Source organism: uncultured Pseudokineococcus sp. (genome assembly GCF_947499845.1).
Lineage (GTDB): Bacteria > Actinomycetota > Actinomycetes > Actinomycetales > Quadrisphaeraceae > Pseudokineococcus.
The window spans coordinates 190616-211197 of sequence record NZ_CANMPM010000003.1; the positions used below are offsets into that span (position 1 = coordinate 190616).

Consider the following 20582-nt stretch of genomic DNA (forward strand, 5'->3'; position numbering starts at 1 on the left):
TCCGTGTGCGCTACTTCCTGCGCCGCCTCGGCCTCTTCGCGCTCACCGCGTGGGCCGCGATCACGCTGAACTTCCTCCTGCCGCGGCTCATGCCCGGCTCGCCCGCCGACGCCGCCATCGCGCGGCTATCCCAGAACGGTCCCGTCGACGCCGCGACGCGCGCCGCCGTGGAGGCCCAGCTCGGCGTTCCCACCGGCAGCGTGCTCAGCCAGTACTGGGACTACCTGGGCAACGTCGTGACCTTGGACTTCGGCGTCTCCTACACGTTCTTCCCGTCGACGGTGGCCTCGCTCGTGGGCAGCGCCCTGCCGTTCACGCTGGTGCTCGTGGGGCTCGTCACCGTCGCGGCCTTCGTCATCGGGACGCTCGTCGGGGTCCTCGCGGCCTGGCGCCGGGGGACGAGGCTCGACGCGCTCCCGACGCTGACCGGGAGCTTCCTCGCCGCCTTCCCGTACTTCTGGACGGCGCTGCTGCTCCTGTTCTTCCTCGGCTACACCTTCCGGCTGTTCCCCACGTCCGGCGCCTACAGCCCGTACACGACGCCCGGGCTCAACGGGCCCTTCCTCGCGGACGCCGTCGCCCACGCCGTGCTGCCGGCCGTGACGATCCTCCTCACCTCCCTCGGCGGGTGGATCCTCGGCATGCGCAACGCGATGATCGGCACGCTCGGCGAGGACTACGTGACCTTCGCCGAGGCGAACGGCCTGCGCTCGCGCACCGTCGCGCTCCGCTACGCCGCCCGCAACGCGATCCTGCCCAACCTGACCGGCTTCGGGCTCGCGCTCGGCGGCGTCGTCGGCGGGTCGCTCCTCGTCGAGCAGGTCTTCGCCTACCCCGGCGTGGGCTACCTGCTCTACAACGCCGTGACGAACCAGGACTACCCGCTCATGCAGGCCCTGTTCCTGATGATCACGTTGAGCGTCCTCGTCGCCAACTTCGTCGTCGACACGCTCTACGGGATCCTCGACCCGAGGACTCGCCGATGACAACGCCCACGACGCTCCCCGACCCCGGCGGCTCGGAGTCCGAGCACCCCGCCGGCGCACCGGACGCCGCGCCCCCGGACCTGCCGACGGCTGCGCCGCCACGCTGGCGCGTGGTCACCCGCGGGGCCGGCACGGTGTGGGCCAACCGCAAGGCCCGCCTAGGCCTGCTCGTGCTGGCCTTCTTCGTCCTCGTCGCGGTGCTCGCGCCGGTGATCGCGCCCTACGGGCCCACCGCCAACGACTTCGCGCGCGGGGCCGGGCCGAGCGCTGCCCACCCCTTCGGCACGACGGCGGCGGGGGAGGACGTGCTGTCGCAGGTCGTCTTCGGCGCCCGCATCTCGCTGCTCGTCGGCTTCGTCGCGGGTGCGCTCTCCACGCTCGTGGCCGTGCTCGTCGGCCTCTCGTGGGGCTACGTCCGGGGGCCGCTGGCGGAGGTCGTCAACTTCGTCACCAACCTCTTCCTCGTCATCCCCGGCCTGCCGCTGATGATCGTCATCGCCGCGTACCTGCAGAACAGCGGGCTCGACATGATCATCTTCGTCGTCGTCCTCACCGGCTGGGCATGGGGCGCGCGGGTGCTGCGCTCGCAGACCCAGTCCCTGCGGGGGCGCGACTTCGTCACCGCCGCGCAGTTCTCCGGCGAGCGCTCCTGGCGCGTCGTCTTCCGGGAGATCCTTCCGAACATGACATCGATCATCGCCAGCAGCTTCTTCGGCGCGGCGACGGCGGCGATCATCGCCGAGTCCGGCCTGTCCTTCCTGGGCCTCGGCGACACGACCCAGGTGAGCTGGGGGACCATGCTGTTCTGGGCGCAGAACTCCAACGCGCTGCTCACGGGCCAGTGGGTCCTGCTCCTGGCGCCCGGCCTGTGCATCGCCCTGCTGGCGACGTCCCTCAGCCTCGTCAACTTCGGGGTGGACGGCCTGTCCAACCCCCGCCTGCGCGAGGGGAGCGGTCGATGAGCCTGCTCGAGGTCCAGGACCTCTCCGTCGTCTACGAGCCGTCGGACGCGCCCGTGACGCACGCCGTGCGCGACGTCTCCTTCACCCTCGAGAGGGGCGAGTTCGTCGGCCTCGTCGGCGAGTCGGGCTCCGGGAAGTCGACGCTCGGCTTCGCGCTGACGCGCCTGTCCAAGCCGCCGGCCCGGATCTCGTCGGGGCGCATCCTCTTCGACGGCGCGGACGTCGCGGCCCTGGAGGACGAGGAGCTGCGGGCGCAGCGGCGCGGCGGCTTCGCCATGGTCCTGCAGTCGGGGATGAACGCCCTCAACCCGGTGCGAACGGTGGGCCACCACTTCGACGACGTCTTCGCCGCCCACGGCCACGTGCCGCGCGAGCGGCGCGCCGCGCGGGCGCGCGAGCTCGTCGAGAAGGTAGAGCTAGCGCCCACGGTGCTGGGGCGCTACCCCGGCGAGCTGTCCGGCGGCATGCGCCAGCGCGTGTCCATCGCGCTGGCCCTGGCGCTCGAGCCGCAGCTCATGGTCTTCGACGAGCCGACGACGGCCCTCGACGTCCTCGTCCAGCACGCCGTGATGGGCACCATCCGGGAGCTGCAGGCATCGGAGGGGTTCACGGCCCTGCTCATCAGCCACGACCTGGGCGTCGTGCTCGAGTCGACGTCCCGCGTGATGGTCATGCACGAGGGCGTCGTCGTCGAGGACGCCCCGAGCCGGGACGTGCTGCGCGACCCGCAGGACGACTACACGAAGATGCTGCTGAGCCACTACGGCGACCCGCGGGCCGAGGTCGTCGAGCTGCCCGGCCTCGCCGCCCGCGGCGGAGAGCTCGTGACGTCGTCGGGCACGGCCGCCGAGCGCAGCGCCCGCGGCTCCGGCGGCTCGCCCGGCGCCGGCCGCCGGGCCACCGCGCCGGTCGTCGTCGAGGGGGTCAGCAAGGTCTACCCGCCGCCGCGACGGGGCGCTGCCCCGGTCACGGCCCTCGACGACGTCTCGATGCGCCTCGAGCCCGGGCAGTCCCTCGCGCTCGTGGGGGCCAGCGGGTCGGGGAAGTCGACGCTGGCGCAGCTCATCACGGGCGTCGTGCGGCCCACCGCCGGCACGGTCTCCGTCGGCGACGTGCGGGTCGACCGGCTGCGGCGGCGCGGTCTGCGCGAGCTGCGCCGCGACGTGCAGATGGTCTTCCAGGACCCGTACGCGGCCCTCAACCCGCTGCACACCGTGGAGTACACGCTCACGCGGCCGGTCGTGAACTACACCGGCCGCAGCCGCCGCGAGGCGCGGGCGCGCGTCCTCGAGCTGCTGGACACGGTGGGCCTGACCCCCGTCGAGCAGTTCGCGGCCAAGCTCCCGCACCAGCTCTCGGGCGGCCAGCGCCAGCGCGTCGTCATCGCCCGGGCGTTGGCGAGCGACCCGCAGATCATCGTCGCCGACGAGCCCGTCTCGATGCTGGACGTGTCGCTGCGCGCGGGCGTCCTCGCGCTGCTGGAGGACCTGAGGGCCCAGCACGGGGTGTCGATGCTCTACATCACCCACGACCTGCTGTCGGCGCGCGTGGTGACCGACCACATCCTCGTCCTGCACGACGGGCGGGTCGTCGAGCGGGGCGAGACCTCGCAGGTGCTCCGCTTCCCGCAGGACCCGTACACGGTCGAGCTGCTGGACGCCGTGCCGCAGCCGAGCCGCGCGGAGGGGGCGGCGTGAGCGCGCCCGGCGGCGGGCCTGCGGACCTGTCCGACGGCGTCCGCCCCGGCGCGCCCTTCGGGGGGCTGCCCCTGCCGGACGGCGTCGAGCCGCTCGTCCTCGAGGTCGCCGTCGGCCGGCTAACGGCGCTGCGCGCCCGGCCGCGGGACGAGGACGGCCGCCCGGCGCCGGCGCGGGGGACGGCGGTGCTCGTGCCCGGCTTCACCGGCTCGAAGGAGGACTTCCTCGCGCTGCTGCCGCTGCTCGCGGCCCGCGGCTGGGACGCATGGGCGTACTCCCAGCGCGGCCAGGCCGACTCGGCGCGCAGCCCCGACGACGCGGGTGCGGGCCGGGGCACCGGTTACCTGCTCGCCGACCTCGCGGCCGACGCCGTCGAGGTGGTCCGCCTCGTCGGTGGCGCCCGACCGCCCCGGGGCGCCGGGCGGCCCCTCCCCGGCGTCCACCTGCTCGGCCACAGCTTCGGCGGTGTCGTGGCGCGGGCGGCCGCACTGGCGGCCCCCGAGCTGCTGGCCGACCTCGTGCTGCTGTGCTCGGGGCCGCACGGCTGGCTGGGCCGCAAGGCCGACCTGCCACCGCGGCTCGCCGCGGCGGGCGGCCGCAGCCTGTGGGCCCTCGACAATCCCGGGCTCGCCGAGCGGGACCCGCGCGACCTCGAGCCGCTCGACGCCTTCCTGCGTGAGCGCTCGGAGCGCACGTCGACCGCCGCGCTGCTGGGCGCGGTCGCCGTCCTGGCCGACACGGCCGACCCCACCGAGGAGCTCGCGGGCACGGGGCTCCCCGTGCTCGTCGCCCACGGGGAGGACGACGACGCCTGGCCGCAGGCCTGGCAGCGCGCCATGACCGCACGGCTCGGCGCCCGCCACGAGGTCGTCGCCGGCGCCGGGCACCTGCCGAACGCCGAGAACCCCGGTGCCACGGCCGCCCTGCTCGACGACTTCTGGGGCGCCGGCACGCCCTGAACCGCCGGCCGGGCGACCCGCTCGCGAGCAGCTCCTCCGCGCCGTCGGCGCCGTCGGCGCCGCCGGGCGACGCCCGCCGCCGGCCGACGCCCCGCCACCGTCCCCACCGCGTCCCGCCGTGCCCACCCGGCCGACCGACCCGCCGACCGACCCGGTCGCCGCCCCACCGCACCGCCCTCCCGGAGGACCCCGTGACCACCACCGCCCCCGCCATCGCGACCCCCGGTCCCGCCGCCGGGCCCGCCGCCCCCGACCGCGACGGCGGCGCCGTCCTGGCGGCGGGCGACCTGCGCGTCCACCTCACCGGCGCGGGGGACGTCCGCGCGATCCGCAGCGGCGACCTGCTCGTCAACCTCCACCTGCCCTCGCGGCACGACGCCGCCGTCGCGGGCGTCGTCCTGCGCCGCCACCGCGCCGGGCAGGTGGAGCGGGTGGCCCTCGCGGGGTCCGCCTCGCCGTCCGCCCTGGCGACGGGGCCGACATGGGCCCGGTGGGCGGGCGAGGCGCTCGGGGCGCGCTGGACGGCGATGCTCTCCCTGGCGGAGGACGGGCGCTCGCTCGTCTGGCGGGTGGACCTGTCGGCGGCCGAGGGCGACGGCCCGGAGCCGGAGGACCGCTACGACGTCGTAGTGGCGCAGGACCTGGCGCTGGCGCCCGAGGGCGTCGTCCGGGCCAATGAGGCCTACACCTCCCACTACGTGGCCCATCGGGTGGTCCCGGACGCCCGCGCCGGGGTCGTCGTCGCAAGCCGCCAGACCATGGCGTGCGCGCCGGTGCTGCCCCTGGCCCTCACCGCGCTCGTCGAGGGCGCCCGCGGCCACCACGTCGACGCCGTGGCCGTCCACGGGCCGGCCGCCCGGGGCGGGGGACGGTCCGCCGCGCTGGACGCGCCCGAGTGGGCCAGCGGTGCGCGGCAGCACGAGACGGCGATGCCGACGCTGCTCGGGCCCCTGCTGGACCTCGCCGAGCCGCGCACCGTCCACGCCGTGACGGCGCTCGTCCCCGACCACCGCGGCGACCTGCGAGACGCGCCGGCCGCCGTCCCCGGCCTGCTCGACGACGCCGTGGCCCTGGCGGCGCGCACGCACGAGGCCCTCGCGGACGCCCCGGCGGGCGAGCAGCCCGTGCGCTCCCTGCTGGCCACGGCCCCACTGCTCGCCGCGCGCGACCTCACCGAGGCGGAGCTGCTCGCCCTCGGCGGGGTCGACGCGTCCTCGGCGCGCTCGCCCGAGCGGGGCCACGACGGCGCGCTGCGCTCCTACTTCACCGGCACGGCCGCCTACGTGGTCTCCCGCGCGGCCGAGCTCGAGGTCGAGCGCCCGCACGGGCTGGTGCTGCGGGCCGGGGACGACGTGGCGCCGACCGAGGGCGTCCTCTCGGCCACCGCGTACGCCGCGGGCGTCCTCGCCTCGCACGTCGTCATGGGCAACACCGCGGCCAACACGCTCGTGTCGGTGCACCGCTCCGCCCTCGGCCTGCTGCGCTCCGCTGGCGTGCGGGCCCTCGTGCGCGAGCCCGGCGGCGGCTGGCGGCTCCTCGGCGTGCCCTCGGCGCTCGTCCTCGACCTCGGCGGCGTTCGGTGGCGGTACGCCTCGGAGCTCGGGCTCGTCGACGTGCGCACGACCGTGCGGGCCGACGCGGCCGGCCTCGAGGTGCGCGTGGACACCGAGCGCCCCCTCGAGGTGCTGCTGACGGCCGACCTCGACGGCGCCTGGGACCTCGCGCCGGTCGAGGACGACGACCGGCTGGCGGGCCGGGCGCTGCTCGTGACGCCTTCGGCGGGCTCGGAGGTCGCCGCCCACTGCCCGGGGCTCGCGCACGTCGTGGCCACCACCGGTGGGCTCGGCGACGACGCCCCGCTGCTCCCCGACGGGCGCTCCCGCGGGACGGGGGTGCTGACGGCCGCTCTCGACGCCGGAGCCGGTCCGGGGGAGGGGACCAGCGGAGCGCTCCTCGTCACCGCCGACCTGCACGTGGGCGAGCGGGCGCTGGCCCTGGCGCGCGAGCAGCTGGCGGGCCTCGACGTCGAGGACCACCTCGCGAGGCACCGCGCGCACCTCGCGTCCCTCGTCAACCACCTGCGCGTGCGCAGCGGCGGGCGGTTCGCGGAGCTGGACCTGCTCGTGCCCTGGTACGTCCAGAACGCGATGGTCCACCTGCACGTGCCGCACGGCCTCGAGCAGTTCACGGGCGCCGCGTGGGGCACGCGCGACGTCTGCCAGGGCCCGCTCGAGCTCATGCTCGCGGTCGGCCGGCACGACGTCGCGCGCCACCTCGTCCTCGCCGTCCTCGCCCGCCAGGACGCGGCGGGCGAGCTGCCGCAGTGGTTCATGCCGGACGCCTACGCGGAGCGGTCGGCGGACGACGCGCACGGCGACGTCCCCGTCTGGCCGCTCGTGGCGCTGGTGGAGTACCTCCGCGCCTCGGGGGACACCGCCGTCCTCGACGAGGGGGTGCCCTTCTGGGACACCGCCCGCCGCCGTCCCGCGGACGAGCCGGCGACGGTCGCCGACCACGTCCGCCGCACGCTCGAGCACGCCCGCGCCCACCGCGCGCCCGGCACGCAGCTGCTCGCCTACGGCCACGGCGACTGGGACGACACGCTCCAGCCCGCCGAGGCGTCGATGCGGGAGCGGATGACGTCGTCGTGGACGGTGGCGCTCTGGCACCAGGCGGCCCGGGGCGCCTCCCGCCTCCTCGCGGGGACGTCGCACGCCGACCTCGGCGCGGAGCTGGGCGACGAGGCCGACCTCGTCGCCGCCGAGCTCGCCGAGCACCTGCTCCTCGACGGGGAGCTCGCCGGCTACCTCGTCGTCCCGCCCCCGGGCTCGGACGAGCCGCCGCGCCCGGTGCTCCACCCGCGCGACGACGTGTCGCCCGCCTCGCACCGGCTCATCCCCATGACGCAGGCCGTCCTGGCCGGGCTGCTGACGCCGGAGCAGGCGGTCGCTCACGAGACGCTCGTCGAGCGGCACCTGCACTTCCCCGACGGCGTGCGCCTCATGGACGCCCCGGCGCCGTACGACGACGGCGTCACGCATGTCTTCCGGCGGGCCGAGCAGTCGGCGTTCTTCGGCCGCGAGGTCGGGCTCATGTACACGCACGCGCACCTGCGGTACGTCGAGGCGCTCGCCGTCCTCGGCCGCGAGCGCGTCGTCGAGGAGTTGCTGCGCACCAGCCCCGTCGAGCAGCGCCGCCGGCTGCCCGCGGCGGAGCCCAAGCAGCGCAACTGCTACTACTCCTCCTCCGACGCGGCCTTCGACGACCGCTACGAGGCGGCGGAGCGCTTCGAGGAGCTGAGGACCGGGCGGGTGCCGGTGCGGGGCGGCTGGCGCGTCTACTCCAGCGGTCCCGGCATCTTCGTGCGCCAGCTCGTGCAGGGCGTGCTCGGCGTCGTCGAGCGGGCGGGCGCCGTCGTGCTCGACCCGGTGCTGGCGCGCGAGGACGACGGCCTCGTCGTCGAGCTCGACGTGCTCGGGGAGCCGAGGGAGCTGCGCTACCGCGTCGTCGCCCCGGCGGAGGCTCCCGCGGGCCCGGTGCGCCTGCTCGCCGACGGCCGCGAGGTGGCCGGCGTCGAGGTCGACAACCCCTACCGGCGAGGCGGGCTGCTCGTCGACGGAGCCGCCATCACAGGGGCCCGGGTGCTGGAGGTCGTGCTGCCCGCCGGGCGGGGCGGGACGCCCGACACGGCGGTGGCGGCCCGCCGCTGAGCGACCGGGGACCTCGGGCCGTGCGCCGGGAGGGTGGTCGCCCGGCCCGACGTCCCCGGTCTCCTGCGCCGACCCGCGGCGAGCTCGCAAGATGTGGCGGTGGCGGTGGCGGTGGCGGTGGCGGTGGCGGTGGCGGTGGCGCGGGTGCTGGTCGTGGTGGCGGGGTCGTCGGTCGTCGCCACGGCCCCCACCGCCTCCTTCGGCTGGTTCGCCTACGCCCTGCTGTCGGAGGAGGTCTACGAGCCGCCTTCGCTGGCGGACGGCGCCCCGCTGGTCCCCCTCCCGCTGCTGCTCGGCGGGCAGCAGCTCGTGGGCGCCGGGCTCGTGGTGCTCGGGCTCGTCGTCGCCCGTGTCGCGCTCGGTGTGCGCCTCGGGCGCCGCCTGCCGCGCTGAGGAGATCCTCCTCAGTCGCCGGCGTGCTGGCGCAGGTACCGGCCGAAGTGGGGGACGGTGAAGGCGATCCGCCCCCGCTCCGCGCTCCAGACGAGGCCCTTCTTCATGAGGGCGTCGCGGGCGGGGGAGAGGGACTGCGGCTTGCGGCCGAGCCGGGCGGCGACCTCCGACGTCGCGACGGCGCCGTCGCCCGCCTCGGCGCCGAGGTCGGCCATGGCGCGCATGTACTCGCGCTCGGCCGGCGTCGCGCGCTCGTAGCGCGAGCCGAAGAAGCCCACGGCGAGCTCGGCCTCCGCCTGGGGCGCCGCGACGGCGACGTCCTCGGCCGTGATGGGCGACGCCGTCGCCACGTCCCAGACGGCCTTGCCGTAGGACTGCACGAAGTACGGGTAGCCGTCGGTGGCCACGTGGAGCGCCTCGAGGGCCTCGGGCGTGAAGTCGGCGTCCTCCTCCTGCGCGGGCGTCCGCAGCGCGCGGTCGGCCTGCTCGCGCTCGAGCGCGCCGATGCGGAGGTAGCGGAAGAGCCTCTCGCTGTAGGACTTCGACGCCGAGAGGACGGCGGGCAGGTGCGGCAGCCCGGCGCCGACGACGAGCAGGGGCAGGCCCTGCTGGCTCAGCTCGTGGCAGGCGGCGCAGAGCCCGGAGACGTCCTCGGGACCGAGGTCCTGCATCTCGTCGATGCAGACGGCGATGCCGCGACCCGTGCTGGCGGCCAGGCCGGCGACGTCGGTGAGGAGCTCGACGAGGTCGATCTCGATGTCGCCCGAGTCGGCGCGGCCCACGGCGGCGGGGACGTCGATGCCCGGCTGCCAGCGGTCGCGCATCTTCGGCGCGCCGCGGGCCGAGCGGGCTCCGCCGCCGGCGGCGACCGGCTCGGCCGTGGCGCGCAGCGCGAAGGCCTTGACGACGCCGAGGACCTCGGCGGCCTCGTCGGGGTTGCGCCCCGAGAGCTCGCGGACGGCCTGGTGCAGCGCGGCGGCCAGCGGGCGGCGCAGCGGCTGGTCGGGCCGGGCCTCGAGCTTGCCGGTGCCCCACCCGCGCCGGACGGCCGCCGAGCGCAGGGCGCCGAGCAGCACGGTCTTGCCGACGCCGCGCAGCCCGGTGAGGACGACGGAGCGCTCCGGGCGCCCCCGCGCGAGCCGCTCGAGGACGACGTCGAAGGACTCGAGCTCGCGGTCGCGGCCGGCGAGCTCGGGCGGGCGCTGCCCGGCGCCGGGGGCGTAGGGGTTGCGCACGGGATCCACGCGCGGACGGTAGCCGCGCCACGCGGCCGTCCCCGGGACGTCTGGGCCCGTCTAGGCGTGTCGCAAGACGGGCCCAGACGCCCTCCCGCCCCCGTCTCCGACGCGAAGGTGACGCCCCCTTCACGCGGAGGAGGTCCCCGGGCGTGAAGGGGGCGTCACCTTCACGCGGGAGAGGGCCTCGGCCGTGAAGGAGACGTCACCTCCACGTGGGTGGGCCTCAGGGTGAAGAGGGCGTCACCTTCGCCTGTGGGCGGCCCTCAGGCGCGAAGGGGGCGTCACCTTCGCCTGTGGGTGGCCCTCAGGGGTGAAGGGGGCGTCACCTCCGCGCGGAGGAGGCCCTCAGAGGAGGAGGGGGCATCACCTCCCCCGGGGAGGCGTCAGAGGACGCGGGGCTCCTGGCCGGACTCGCTGACCATCGGACGCTCGGCCTCGTACCAGGCGCCCATGCCGCCGGCGACGTCGACGGCGTCGACGCCGTTCTGCTGCAGCCACGCCGCGGCGCGGGCGGAGCGCCCGCCGGAGCGGCAGACGACGTGGACGTCACCCTCGGGCAGCTCGCCGACGCGGGCGGGCAGGTCGCCGAGCGGGATGTGGACGGCACCGGGCGCGTGGCCGGCGGCCCACTCGTCGTCCTCGCGGACGTCGACGAGGACGGCGTCCTCGGGGACGTCGGCGGCGGGCACGCGGCGCTGGTCGTCGCTCACGGGGTCTCCCTGGGGTCGGTGGCGGGTGCGGTGGCAGGACCGTTCTCGCCGGGTCGGTGGCGGCGCCGCGGCCGGCGCCGGTGGACGGAGGCGATGATGCCCCGGACGGCGCACCCGGCGCCCGCCCAGCAGGCCCGGGGGAGGGGCGGGAGGGAACCGCGGACGCCCTCCCGCGCGTCGGTCCTCACAGGAGAGCGCCCCCACCGGTGCGCCCCCGAGACGAGACCGCCCGCGAGACGAGCGAGGACACCATGCCGACGCCCACCGCCCCGACCGACCCGCGCCGCGGCGCCACCCGTCGGCGCGCCCGCCGCGCGCTGGTCGCTCTGCCGGCCGCCGCCGTCCTGCTCCTCGCGGCGGGCTGCGGCGACGACCCGGAGACCCCCGCGTCGGTCGACGTGCCCGGCGGCGAGCCCACGACCCTCGGCCCGAGCGAGGGCCCGACCGGGCCGACCGAGACGCCCTCGCCGACGGCGACGACGCAGGCGCCCGCGCCCCCCACGTCGAGCGCCACGGCGCAGGGCGTGCCCGACGGCTTCACCGCCGACCTCACCGTCACCTACGACGACGGCGGCGGGACGGCGCAGACCTACGACCTCGTCTGCGACGGCGCGCAGGCCAGCGGCACCGCGCCCGACCCGGGGGCCGCCTGCGCCGCCGTCGCCGACGCGGGCGCCGAGGCCTTCGCCCCGCCGCGCGGGGACGTGCAGTGCACGCAGGTCTTCGGCGGGCCGCAGACGGCGCTCGTCAGCGGCACCGTCGACGGCTCGCCCGTCTCGGCCGACCTGGCGCGCGCCGACGGGTGCCAGATCAGCCGCTGGGACGCGCTCGTGCCGCTCGTGCCGGGCGGCGACGCCTGAGCCGGTCCCTTTGAACCTGCGGGGCGGCCCGGCGTGCGGGGTGGCCCGGCGTGCGAGGCGGCGCAGCGCCGGGCGGGGCCGCCGCGCTGCGGGCGGGCGCCCGCGGGGCCAGGGTGGGGCGGTGGCGACAGGTGACCGGCGGACGAGGACGACGAGCCCTGCGGGCGCCCTGAGCGGTGCCCCTCGGGCGCACGACGGCGACCTGCCCCGCGTCGTCCTCGTGACAGGGGCTTCCAGCGGCATCGGGCGGGCGACGGCGCTGCGCCTCGCCCGCCCCGGCGCCGTCCTGGCCCTGGCCGCCCGCGGCCGCGAGGGCCTGGAGGCCGTCGCCGCCGACTGCCGCGCGCTTGGCGCCCGCGCGACGACCCACCCCCTCGACGTGGCCGACGACGACGCCGTCGCGGCGTGCGTCGCCGACGTCGTGCGCCGCGAGGGCCGTCTGGACGCGGTGGTGCACAGCGCCGCCGTCATCGCCTACGGAGACCTCACCGAGGTGCCCGCCGACGTCTTCGAGCGGGTCGTGCGCACCGACGTCCTCGGCACCGCCGCCGTCGCCCGCCACGCGCTGCGCCGCTTCCGCGCGCAGGAGGAGGGGACGCTCGTCCTGCTGGGCTCGGTGCTCGGCCAGGTGACGGCGCCGTGGATGTCGTCCTACGTCACGAGCAAGTGGGCCGTGCACGGGCTGGCGCGCACCCTGCAGCAGGAGAACCGCCCGTGGCGGCGCGTCCACGTGCGGCTCGTCTCCCCGGGCGGGGTGGAGACGCCCGTCTACCGCCGCGCCGCGACCTACCTCGGCCACCACGGCAAGCCCCCGATGCCGGTCTACGACCCCGCGACGGTGGCCGACCGCGTCGTCCGCGTGCTCGCCCGACCCGCTGCGGCGCAGCGCGACACGCGCGCGGGCTGGGGCAACCCCTTCCTGCGCCTGGGGTTCGTCGCTCTGCCCGGCGTCTACGACGCGGCGGTCGGCCCGCTCCTGCGGCTGCTGGGGCTCGACCGGCGCCGCGTCGAGGACACGCCGGGCAACGTGCTCGAGCCCTCGCCGGAGGCCGACCCGACGAGCCGCGACCAGCTGGCCCGGCGGCGCACCCGCACCTCGCGCTGAGGCCGCCCCCAGGGCGTCCGCCGCGCCTGGGCCTCGGTCGCGGCGTCGGTCGGGGTCGCGCGTCCCTCAGCGCAGGAGCCGCGACATCCGCCGGTCGGCGAGCTCGCGGCCGCCCGTCTGGCACGTGGCGCAGTACTGCAGGGACCGGTCGGCGAAGGAGACCTCGCGGACGACGTCGCCGCACACCGGGCACTCCTGCCCCGTGCGGCCGTGGACGCGCATGCCCTGCCGCTTGGCGTCCTTGAGCTCGGCCGCCGGCCGCCCGCGGGCCGCGGCGACGGCGGCCTCGAGGACGGCGTGCAGCGCCGTGTCGAGCCGGTCCACCTCCTCCTCGCCGAGGCGGCCCGCGACGGCGAAGGGGGACAGGCGGGCGGCGTGCAGCACCTCGTCGCTGTAGGCGTTGCCCACCCCCGAGAGCAGGTGCTGGTCGCGCAGCAGCCCCTTCACCTGCTGCCGCGATCCGGCGAGCAGGCGGACGAGGGCGTCGCGGTCGAAGCCGGGGTCGAGCGGGTCGGGCCCCAGCGAGGCCACCTGCGGCACCTCGGCCGCGTCGCGGACGACGTGGACGGCGAGCCGCTTGCGCGTGCCCGCCTCGGTGAGGTCGAAGCCGCTGCCGTCGTCGAGGCGCACCCGCAGGGCCAGCGGCCCCTTCCCGGGGCGGGCCGGCCGCTCGGGGACGGCGTCGTACCAGCGCAGCCAGCCGCCGCGCGAGAGGTGCCACACGAGGTGCAGCCCGTCGGCGCCGAGGTCGAGCCACTTGCCGTGCCGGTCGGCGGAGACGACCTCCAGGCCCGCCAGCGCCGTCGGCGGGGGGTCGAAGGTCTTCAGCACGTTGATGGCGGCGACCTCGACGGCGGCGACGACGCGGCCGACGGCGCGCTCGCGCAGGAACTCGGCGAGGGCCTCGACCTCCGGCAGCTCGGGCACCGCGCCACTGTGGCACCGCGGCCGTCCTCGCACCTCCCCGTCGCCCATCTCCCCGTCGTCCCTGTCGTGCACCTCGCACCACCCACCGCCCAGGGGTCCTCCCCGGGCGGGGACCGCCGAACGGGCGACTCCCGGCGCGCCGCCCCGGCGCGAGCCCGCGGATGCCGATGAGGCGGCGTCCCCGGCAGCAGGCCGGGGCCGCGGGGAGGGGTACGGGTGGTCACGAGCACGCGCCTCCCCCTGGCCCGCCAGTCGGTGGTCGACGCCGGCGGTCGCCGCGTGGGCTACGAGCTGCTCTTCCGCGGCGAGGGCGCCGCGCCGGGCGGGCCCGGCTGGGACGCCGCCGCGCAGGACCGGGCCACCTCCGCCGTCATCTCGGCGGCCTTCGGGGGGCTCACGCCCGGCCCCGTGGGCGAGGGCGGCCTCGTCTTCCTCAACCTCACCCGCTCCTTCCTCCTCGGCGAGGTGCCCCTGCCGGTGCGCCCCGAGGGGGTCGTCCTCGAGGTGCTCGAGGACGTCCCGGTGGACGACGCGCTGCGCGAGGGGCTCGTGCGCCTGCGGGGCGAGGGCTACGTGCTGGCCCTCGACGACTACGTCGGCGACGACGAGCGGCTCGCCCTCGTCCCGCTCGTCGACGTCGTCAAGGTCGACGTCGAGGCCGCCCGCGCAGCCGGCCGCACGCCCGCGGACGTGGCCGCGCGGGTGCGCCTCGTGTCCCGCGACGTGCGGCTGCTGGCCGAGCGCGTCGAGGGCCCGGACGACGTCGAGGAGTGCGCCGCCGCCGGCTACACCTGGTTCCAGGGCTTCTGGTTCGACCGGCCACGGGTCGTCGACGGCGTCGCCCTCTCGCCGTCGCAGGTCGTCTGCGCCCGGCTGCTCGCGCTCCTCGGCGAGCCCGACGCCTCGGCCCGCGCCGTCGAGCGCCTCGTCCAGGAGGACCCGGCGCTCGGCCTGCGCGTGCTGCGCTGGGTCGGGTCGGCCGGCAGCGGCGCCCGCACGCCCGTCCGCTCGGTGAGCCAGGCGCTCGTGCTCCTCGGCCCGCGCGCGCTGCGCTCGTGGGTCGTCGTGGCGCTCCTCGGCGCCTCCTCGTCCTCGGCCGACCCGCTGGACGACGTCGTCCGCGTCCTCGCCCGGGCCCGCGCGTGCGAGCTGCTGGCCCCGGAGCGCTGCCTCGAGGGCGAGCTGTACACCGTGGGGCTGCTGTCGGCGGTCTCGGACACGACGGACGCCCCCGTGGAGCAGCTCGTGCGCGAGACGGGCCTCGGGCCGGTCGGCGCGGCCGCCCTGCTCACCGGCACCGGGCCGGTCGGTCCTGCCCTCGTCGCCGTGCGCGCCCTCGAGGGCGGGCACCCGTGGCCCTCCGACGGCGACGGCGAGGGCCCCGGCGCCGCGGCGGTCGCCGCCGCCCACCTCGAGGCGCTCGCCTGGGCCACGCGCACCGCGCGCGGCCTCACCGGCGCCCTCTGACCGCTCCACGGCGCGCCGTCCGCCGGCGCCCCGCGAGCGCGTCGCCGCGAGGGGTGAAGCCCGGGCGGGTGCCTGCCGATAGACGGCGCAGGGGCGCTGAGGCGGCGCCGACGCAGGGGAGGCCAGCGGTGAGAGTGCTCGTGGTGGACGACAGCCGGGTGATGCGCCAGATCGTGGTGCGCGCGCTGCGGCAGGCGGGGTTCGGCTCCCTCGAGGTGGTCGAGGCCGGCGACGGCGGGGCGGGCCTGGAGAAGGTCGCGGAGGAGTCTCCGGACCTCGTGCTGTGCGACTGGAACATGCCGGGCACCTCCGGCATCGAGATGCTCCAGCAGCTGCGGGCGGGCGGTGACCGCACGCCGTTCGGCTTCATCACCTCCGAGGCCGCGAGCGAGGTGCACGACCGGGCCTCGGCGGCGGGGGCGACCTTCGTCGTCACCAAGCCCTTCACGCCCGAGGTCCTCCACGACGCGATCGAGTCCGCGCTCGCCGGGGTGGCGTCGTGAGCGAGGCGGCGACCACCGCGGTCGAGCTGCCCACCACCGCGGCGGTCCGCGGCGTCCTCGAGGGGCTCCTCGGGCGCGACGTCGTGCCCGGGCCCGGGCCGCGCGTGACGGGGGACGACGCGGCCGGCACGGTCGCCGTCTACACCCGCGGCGCCGAGACCGTCGGCCTGCTCGCGCTCGACCTCGCCGGCTCCGCGATCCTCGGCGCCGCCCTGGGCCTCGTGCCGCGCGGCGGCGCCGAGGCCTCCGTCGAGGACGGGCAGCTCTCGCCGCTCCTCGCCGAGAACGTGGCCGAGCTGTGCAACGTCATGGCCCCGCTCGTGCCGGTGGCGGGCGGCGGCCACGGCCGCCTCGGGTCCGTCCACGGCAGCGGCGAGCCCTGCCCGACGGACGTCGCCGACGCGCTGCGCCGCGGCGCCGGCCGCCTGGACCTCGTCCTCGACGTCGCGGGCTACGGCCGCGGCGGCATGTCGCTGCTCCTCACGTAGCGACGACCCGCCCGGGGCGCCCACCGAGGCCCCCCGGGGGGGCCCGCGCCCCGCACCGGGGCGCGCCCGCGCCTTCAGGTCGGAGGCCCGGCGACCGACAGCAGGAGAGCGCGCCGCCGGCGCGCCGTAGCGAGCGAGCTAGGAGCGGCATGGACGACGGCGCCCTCGAGGGCATGGACGAGATCGTCAGCGAGTTCCTCGTCGAGTCCGAGGAGAACCTCGACGAGCTCGACCAGCAGCTGGTCGCGCTCGAGGCCGACCCCTCCTCCCGCCAGCTCCTCGCCGGCATCTTCCGCACCATCCACACCATCAAGGGCACGAGCGGCTTCCTCGCCTTCTCCGACCTCGAGCGCCTCGCGCACGTCGGCGAGACCCTGCTGGCGCGCCTGCGCGACGGCCGCGCCGTCGCGACGCCGCAGACCGTCACCGTGCTCCTGCACATGGTCGACGCCGTCCGCGGGCTCCTCGGGCGCATCGAGGCCACCGGCTCCGACGCCGGCGCCGACCTCACCGGCGTGCTCGCCGAGATCACCGCCGAGCTCGAGGGCGCGCCCGCCCCGGCCGCCGCCGCGGCGCCCTCCGCTCCTGCGGCGCCCGCCGCCGAGGCCGCCCCCGCGCCCGCCCCCAGCACCACTCCGGCCGCCGCCGCCCCGGCGCCCGAGGTCGCGCCCGCCCCGGCGCCCACCCCTGACCCCGCACCGGCGGCGCCCGCCCCGGCCGCGCCCGTGCCCGCCCCCGCGCCCGCCCCCGCGGCCACGGCGCCGGTCGAGCCCCCGGCCGCGCTCCCCGTCCCGGCCCTGGCGCCCGACCCGGTCCTGGACGCGCCCGCGCCCGTCGCGGAGCAGCCCGCTGGCGCCCCGTCGGGCGGCGCCCCCGCGGGCGCGGAGGAGCCGGCCCCGGCCCGCCGCAGCGGCGAGGCGAGCGTCCGCGTCGACGTCGAGCTGCTCGAGCAGCTCATGTCGATGGTCGGCGAGCTCGTCCTCACCCGGAACCAGGTGCTCGAGCGCGCGTCGAGCTCCGGCGACGCCGAGATGCTCCGCGCGGCCCACCGCCTCGACCTCGTCGCCGGCGAGCTGCAGCAGGGCGTCATGCAGACGCGCATGCAGCCCATCGACCACGTGTGGTCCAAGCTGCCCCGCGTCGTCCGCGACCTCGGCGCCCAGCTCGGCCGCCAGGTCCGCCTCGAGATGGAGGGCGCCGACACCGAGCTCGACCGCACCCTCCTCGAGGCCGTCAAGGACCCGCTGACCCACCTCGTCCGCAACGCCGTCGACCACGGCCTCGAGCCGCCGGAGGACCGGCGGGCCGCCCGCAAGGACCCCGTCGGCCTCGTCACCCTCCGCGCCCGCCACGAGGGCGGGCAGGTGCTCGTCGAGGTCTCCGACGACGGCCGCGGCATGGACCCGCGGGTCATCGGCGCCCGGGCCCTCGAGCGCGGGCTCGTCGACGAGGCGACGCTGCGCAAGATGTCGACGACGGAGGTGCTCGGGCTCGTCTTCACGCCGGGCTTCTCGACGGCCGCCGCGGTGACGAGCGTGTCCGGGCGCGGCGTCGGCATGGACGTCGTCCGCACGAACATCGAGCGCATCGGCGGCTCGATCGAGCTCGAGTCGGTCGTGGGCCGCGGCAGCACGACGCGCCTGCGCGTGCCCCTGACGCTGGCGATCATCCCCGCCCTCGTCGTCTCCTGCGGCGGCCAGCGCTTCGCCATCCCGCAGAACGGCCTCCGCGAGCTCGTGGGGCTGGACCGCGACGGGGGCGCCGGCACCGAGCACGTGGGCGACGCCGAGGTGCACCGGCTGCGCGGGCACCTGCTGCCGCTGGTGCGCCTGCACGACGCCCTGGCGCTGGGCCGCCCGGAGCCGGGGGAGTCCTCGGTCGTCGCCGTCCTCGAGACCGCCGGGCGCCGCTTCGGCCTCGTCGTCGACGCCGTCCTCGCGACGCAGGAGATCGTCGTCAAGCCGCTCGGCGCGCTGCTGGGCGACCTGCCCCACTACTCGGGGGCGACGATCCTCGGCGACGGCGGGCTCGCGCTCATCCTCGACGTCCAGGCGCTGTCCCGCTCGGCCCGCGAGCAGGAGCGCGCCGACGAGCGCGCCGGCGAGCTCGACGCCGGCCCGGGCGACAGCACCCAGCTGCTCCTGGTCCGCGTGGGCTCGCGCCGCATGGCGATCCCGCTCGAGGTCGTCACCCGCCTCGAGGACGTGCCGCGCGAGCGCCTCGAGCGCATCGGGCGCCGCTGGGCCGTCCAGCACCGCGGCGAGGTCATGCCCGTCCTCGTCCTCGCCGAGCACCTCGGCGAGCTGACGTCCGGCGACGAGTCCGTGCCGCTCGTCGTGCACGCCGTCGGCGGGCGGTCCGTGGCGCTCGCGGTCGACGAGATCCTCGACGTCACCCCGGCCGCCGGCGCGCGCGTCAGCCACCTCGGCGACCCGGGCCTGTCCGGCTCGGCCGTCGTCGACGAGCACATCGTCGAGCTCCTCGACGTCCGACAGGCCGTCCTCGCCGCCGACGCGACCTTCTACGACGAGGTCGAGACGCCCTCCCGCGCAGGCGCCTACGCCCCGCCGCGGCCCCGCTCGCCGCGTGACGCCCACGAGGGGGCCCGGGCGTGAGCGGCCGGCGCGCGGACGCCGCCACCCGGGGGCCGGAGCGCCCCGCCGCAGCCCACCACCGGCCCGCAGGGGAGCCCCCCATGACCGTCAGCTACGTGACCTTCCACCTCGGCGACGGCCTGTACGGCATCGAGGTCCTGCGCGTGCAGGAGGTCCTCACCGAGCAGGCGCTCACCCGGGTGCCGCTCGCGCCGCCGGAGGTGGCCGGGCTCGTCAACCTGCGCGGTCAGGTGGTCACGGCCGTGGACCTGCGCCGCCGCCTCGGGCTGCCCCCGCGGGAGGAGGGCCTGCCCACGACGGACCTCGTCGTGCGGGTCGGCGACGAGGTCGTCGCCCTCCTCGTGGACTCCATCGGCGACGTCGTCGAGGTCTCCGAGGACGACCTGGAGCCGCCGCCGGACACCCTGAGCGGGCCGATGGCCGACCTCATCACCGGCGCCTGCCAGCTGCCGGACCGCCTGCTCATGCCACTGGACGCCACCCGCACCGTCGCGCTGGGCAGCCGGGCGTGACGCAGCAGCAGGCGGAGGGGCAGCAGGTCGAGGACCGGCAGGTGGAGGGGCAGCGCGTGAGCGCGCCCGCGGCGCGCGAGGAGCTCCTGCTGCTGCTCGAGCTCGACGCCGCGCTCGAGGCGTCGCGGGAGGCCGGGGCGCCCCGGCCGGCCACCACCGCCCCGGCGCACCGCACCCCGGGCGCTCCGCGGCACGCCCGCCGCTGACCGTCCCCGACGCCCGACCACCGACCACCGGCGGCCCGACCACCGAGGCCGCGACGACGACGCCCCGACGACGACGCCCCGACGACACCGGGCCCCGGCGCCCCGACCGACGCCCGAGGAGGTGGAGCACGTGCCCTACGGCCTCGTGAGCTCGCCGGTCGTCGCCTTCGACCTCGTGCGCCACCCCTCCGGCCCGTCGGTCGCCCGGGTCCTGCGCTACGCCGTCGGCGCCGGTGCGGCGCACGTGCGCGCGCTCGCCGACGCGGCGCCGCCCGCCGGCCCCGGTGCCACGCCCGAGGAGGCCGCGCGCCGCCACGCCGAGCGCGCCCCGGGCGAGGACGGCGCGGCGCTCGCGCGCGTCGCGCTGCAGGCCGGCGACCCCGCGGCGGCGCGGGCCCTGCTCGCGCGCGCCCCCGTGGGCGGGCTCGCCGACGTCCTGGCCCTCCTGCGCGAGCGCGTGGTCCCGCAGTGCTGGGAGCGGCCCACCGCCCTGCACCCGCCGGGCGAGGGCGCCGACGTCCTCGACCCGCGCGTGCGCGCCGCGGCGGCCGACGCCGTGGCGCACGCGCTCGTCCGGGCCTGGACGGGCCGTCCCGCCCCCGAGGGACCCCCCGGCCCGCGCGCCGCCGAGCGGCGCGCCGCCGGTCCCGACGCTCCCGGGCCGGACGCTCCCGGGCCGGACGCCACCGGGCCGGACGCCCCCGAGCCGGACGACGTCGTCGCGCGCGCCGCCGCCCTCGTGCCGCCGCGCCCCGTGCCCCTCGGGCCGGCGGCCGCGCGGGTGGAGGACGCCCTGGCCCGGCTCGCGGCCGCGCCCCCCGAGCAGCTGGCCCTGCTGCGCCGCTCGTCCGGCGCGGAGGCGGCGGAGGCGCCGGGGGCGTGGGCCCGCGCCGTCCACGACGTCTCCGCGGCCCTCGAGCGGGCCGGCCTCACGGAGGCGGCCGCGTGCGTCCAGCTCGAGGCCGTCGTCGTCGTCCGCCGCGCGGGCCTCGACGCGGCCGCGGCCGCCGCCGGCGCCTGGCCGACCCTCAGCGGTGCGCTGCACGCCCTGTGCGCCGGGGCCGTCGGCCCCGCCGCCCGCCGTCTCGTCGAGCCCCTCGAGCGCGCCGTGGGCGCCCCGGCTGGCGCCGCGCCGGCCGGGCTGCCGCGCCCGCGGGGGCGCGGCCACGGCGGGGGCGCGCGGTGAGCGGGTGGGGCGCCGCCCCGCCGGCTCAGGCCGGGGCCCCGACGCGCCGATGGGAGGC

At 77.8% G+C, this 20582-nt stretch carries 18 protein-coding genes; 15 read left to right on the top strand and 3 right to left on the bottom strand.

Annotation, left to right across the window (positions count from 1 at the left end; genetic code table 11):
* Window positions 1–5 precede the first annotated feature (5 nt).
* The 6 genes from Q0789_RS04435 (at window position 6) to Q0789_RS04460 (ending at window position 8707) form a co-directional block, all read left to right on the top strand.
* Complete coding sequence (locus Q0789_RS04435; RefSeq protein ID WP_298802528.1) at window positions 6–986, top strand: ABC transporter permease; 981 nt, start codon at window positions 6–8, stop codon at window positions 984–986.
* Entirely contained in the window at window positions 983–1948 is a 966-nt protein-coding gene (locus tag Q0789_RS04440; protein ID WP_298802530.1) for an ABC transporter permease, read from the top strand. Before Q0789_RS04435 ends, Q0789_RS04440 begins: the two co-directional genes overlap by 4 nt.
* Window positions 1945–3645, top strand: coding sequence for an ABC transporter ATP-binding protein (locus tag Q0789_RS04445; protein ID WP_298802531.1), 1701 nt, complete (start codon window positions 1945–1947; stop codon window positions 3643–3645). The genes Q0789_RS04440 and Q0789_RS04445 overlap by 4 nt, the downstream gene beginning before the upstream one ends.
* The gene (locus Q0789_RS04450; protein WP_298802533.1) at window positions 3642–4604 is read left to right on the top strand and encodes an alpha/beta hydrolase; all 963 of its coding nucleotides are present in this window, start codon (window positions 3642–3644) and stop codon (window positions 4602–4604) included. The genes Q0789_RS04445 and Q0789_RS04450 overlap by 4 nt, the downstream gene beginning before the upstream one ends.
* A gap of 191 nt (window positions 4605–4795) precedes the next feature.
* A complete protein-coding gene (locus tag Q0789_RS04455) occupies window positions 4796–8314 on the top strand; it encodes a hypothetical protein (protein WP_298802535.1) in 3519 nt (1172 codons plus the stop codon).
* Window positions 8315–8347: 33 nt separating this feature from the next.
* Window positions 8348–8707, top strand: a complete 360-nt coding sequence (locus tag Q0789_RS04460; protein WP_298802537.1) for a hypothetical protein — start codon at window positions 8348–8350, stop codon at window positions 8705–8707.
* 11 nt (window positions 8708–8718) lie between these two features.
* On the opposite strand, the gene Q0789_RS04465 is transcribed toward Q0789_RS04460, so the two are convergent.
* Together Q0789_RS04465 and Q0789_RS04470 are read right to left on the bottom strand one after the other, a co-directional pair.
* A complete protein-coding gene (locus Q0789_RS04465; RefSeq protein WP_298802539.1) occupies window positions 8719–9951 on the bottom strand; it encodes an ATP-binding protein in 1233 nt (410 codons plus the stop codon).
* Between the two features lie 377 nt (window positions 9952–10328).
* A complete protein-coding gene (locus Q0789_RS04470) occupies window positions 10329–10655 on the bottom strand; it encodes a rhodanese-like domain-containing protein (RefSeq protein WP_171204053.1) in 327 nt (108 codons plus the stop codon).
* A gap of 251 nt (window positions 10656–10906) precedes the next feature.
* On the opposite strand from Q0789_RS04470, the gene Q0789_RS04475 reads away from it, so the two are divergent.
* Together Q0789_RS04475 and Q0789_RS04480 are read left to right on the top strand one after the other, a co-directional pair.
* On the top strand, window positions 10907–11515 hold the full coding sequence (locus Q0789_RS04475; protein ID WP_298802542.1) for a hypothetical protein: 609 nt from the start codon (window positions 10907–10909) through the stop codon (window positions 11513–11515).
* A 121-nt stretch (window positions 11516–11636) separates the two neighbouring features.
* Window positions 11637–12620 (top strand): SDR family oxidoreductase, encoded by a 984-nt coding sequence (locus Q0789_RS04480; protein ID WP_298802544.1) that lies wholly within the window; start codon window positions 11637–11639, stop codon window positions 12618–12620.
* Between the two features lie 66 nt (window positions 12621–12686).
* On the opposite strand, the gene Q0789_RS04485 is transcribed toward Q0789_RS04480, so the two are convergent.
* A complete protein-coding gene (locus tag Q0789_RS04485) occupies window positions 12687–13547 on the bottom strand; it encodes a DNA-formamidopyrimidine glycosylase family protein (RefSeq protein ID WP_298802546.1) in 861 nt (286 codons plus the stop codon).
* Window positions 13548–13763: 216 nt separating this feature from the next.
* Here Q0789_RS04485 and Q0789_RS04490 point away from each other — a divergent pair, with 216 nt between their 5' ends.
* The 7 genes from Q0789_RS04490 to Q0789_RS04520 all read left to right on the top strand — a co-directional run bounded on the left by Q0789_RS04490 (window position 13764) and on the right by Q0789_RS04520 (window position 20524).
* Window positions 13764–15014, top strand: a complete 1251-nt coding sequence (locus tag Q0789_RS04490; protein ID WP_298802548.1) for an EAL and HDOD domain-containing protein — start codon at window positions 13764–13766, stop codon at window positions 15012–15014.
* A gap of 128 nt (window positions 15015–15142) precedes the next feature.
* Window positions 15143–15517: a response regulator gene (locus Q0789_RS04495; protein WP_298802550.1), complete on the top strand. Its 375-nt coding sequence runs from the start codon at window positions 15143–15145 to the stop codon at window positions 15515–15517.
* On the top strand, window positions 15514–16005 hold the full coding sequence (locus Q0789_RS04500) for a hypothetical protein (protein WP_298802552.1): 492 nt from the start codon (window positions 15514–15516) through the stop codon (window positions 16003–16005). Before Q0789_RS04495 ends, Q0789_RS04500 begins: the two co-directional genes overlap by 4 nt.
* A gap of 149 nt (window positions 16006–16154) precedes the next feature.
* Window positions 16155–18620 (top strand): chemotaxis protein CheW, encoded by a 2466-nt coding sequence (locus tag Q0789_RS04505; protein ID WP_298802554.1) that lies wholly within the window; start codon window positions 16155–16157, stop codon window positions 18618–18620.
* A gap of 80 nt (window positions 18621–18700) precedes the next feature.
* Complete coding sequence (locus tag Q0789_RS04510; protein WP_171204195.1) at window positions 18701–19132, top strand: chemotaxis protein CheW; 432 nt, start codon at window positions 18701–18703, stop codon at window positions 19130–19132.
* On the top strand, window positions 19129–19338 hold the full coding sequence (locus Q0789_RS04515; protein ID WP_298802557.1) for a hypothetical protein: 210 nt from the start codon (window positions 19129–19131) through the stop codon (window positions 19336–19338). The genes Q0789_RS04510 and Q0789_RS04515 overlap by 4 nt, the downstream gene beginning before the upstream one ends.
* Window positions 19339–19468: 130 nt before the next feature.
* Window positions 19469–20524: a hypothetical protein gene (locus Q0789_RS04520; RefSeq protein ID WP_298802559.1), complete on the top strand. Its 1056-nt coding sequence runs from the start codon at window positions 19469–19471 to the stop codon at window positions 20522–20524.
* Window positions 20525–20582: the final 58 nt, after the last annotated feature.

Bases quoted from the DNA above. Each gene is read 5' to 3' on its own strand.
- Q0789_RS04510 (WP_171204195.1), top strand. From the start codon at position 18,701: ATGACCGTCAGCTACGTGACCTTCCACCTCGGCGACGGCCTGTACGGC.
- Q0789_RS04505 (WP_298802554.1), top strand. From the start codon at position 16,155: ATGGACGACGGCGCCCTCGAGGGCATGGACGAGATCGTCAGCGAGTTC.
- Q0789_RS04475 (WP_298802542.1), top strand. From the start codon at position 10,907: ATGCCGACGCCCACCGCCCCGACCGACCCGCGCCGCGGCGCCACCCGT.
- Q0789_RS04445 (WP_298802531.1), top strand. From the start codon at position 1,945: ATGAGCCTGCTCGAGGTCCAGGACCTCTCCGTCGTCTACGAGCCGTCG.
- Q0789_RS04440 (WP_298802530.1), top strand. From the start codon at position 983: ATGACAACGCCCACGACGCTCCCCGACCCCGGCGGCTCGGAGTCCGAG.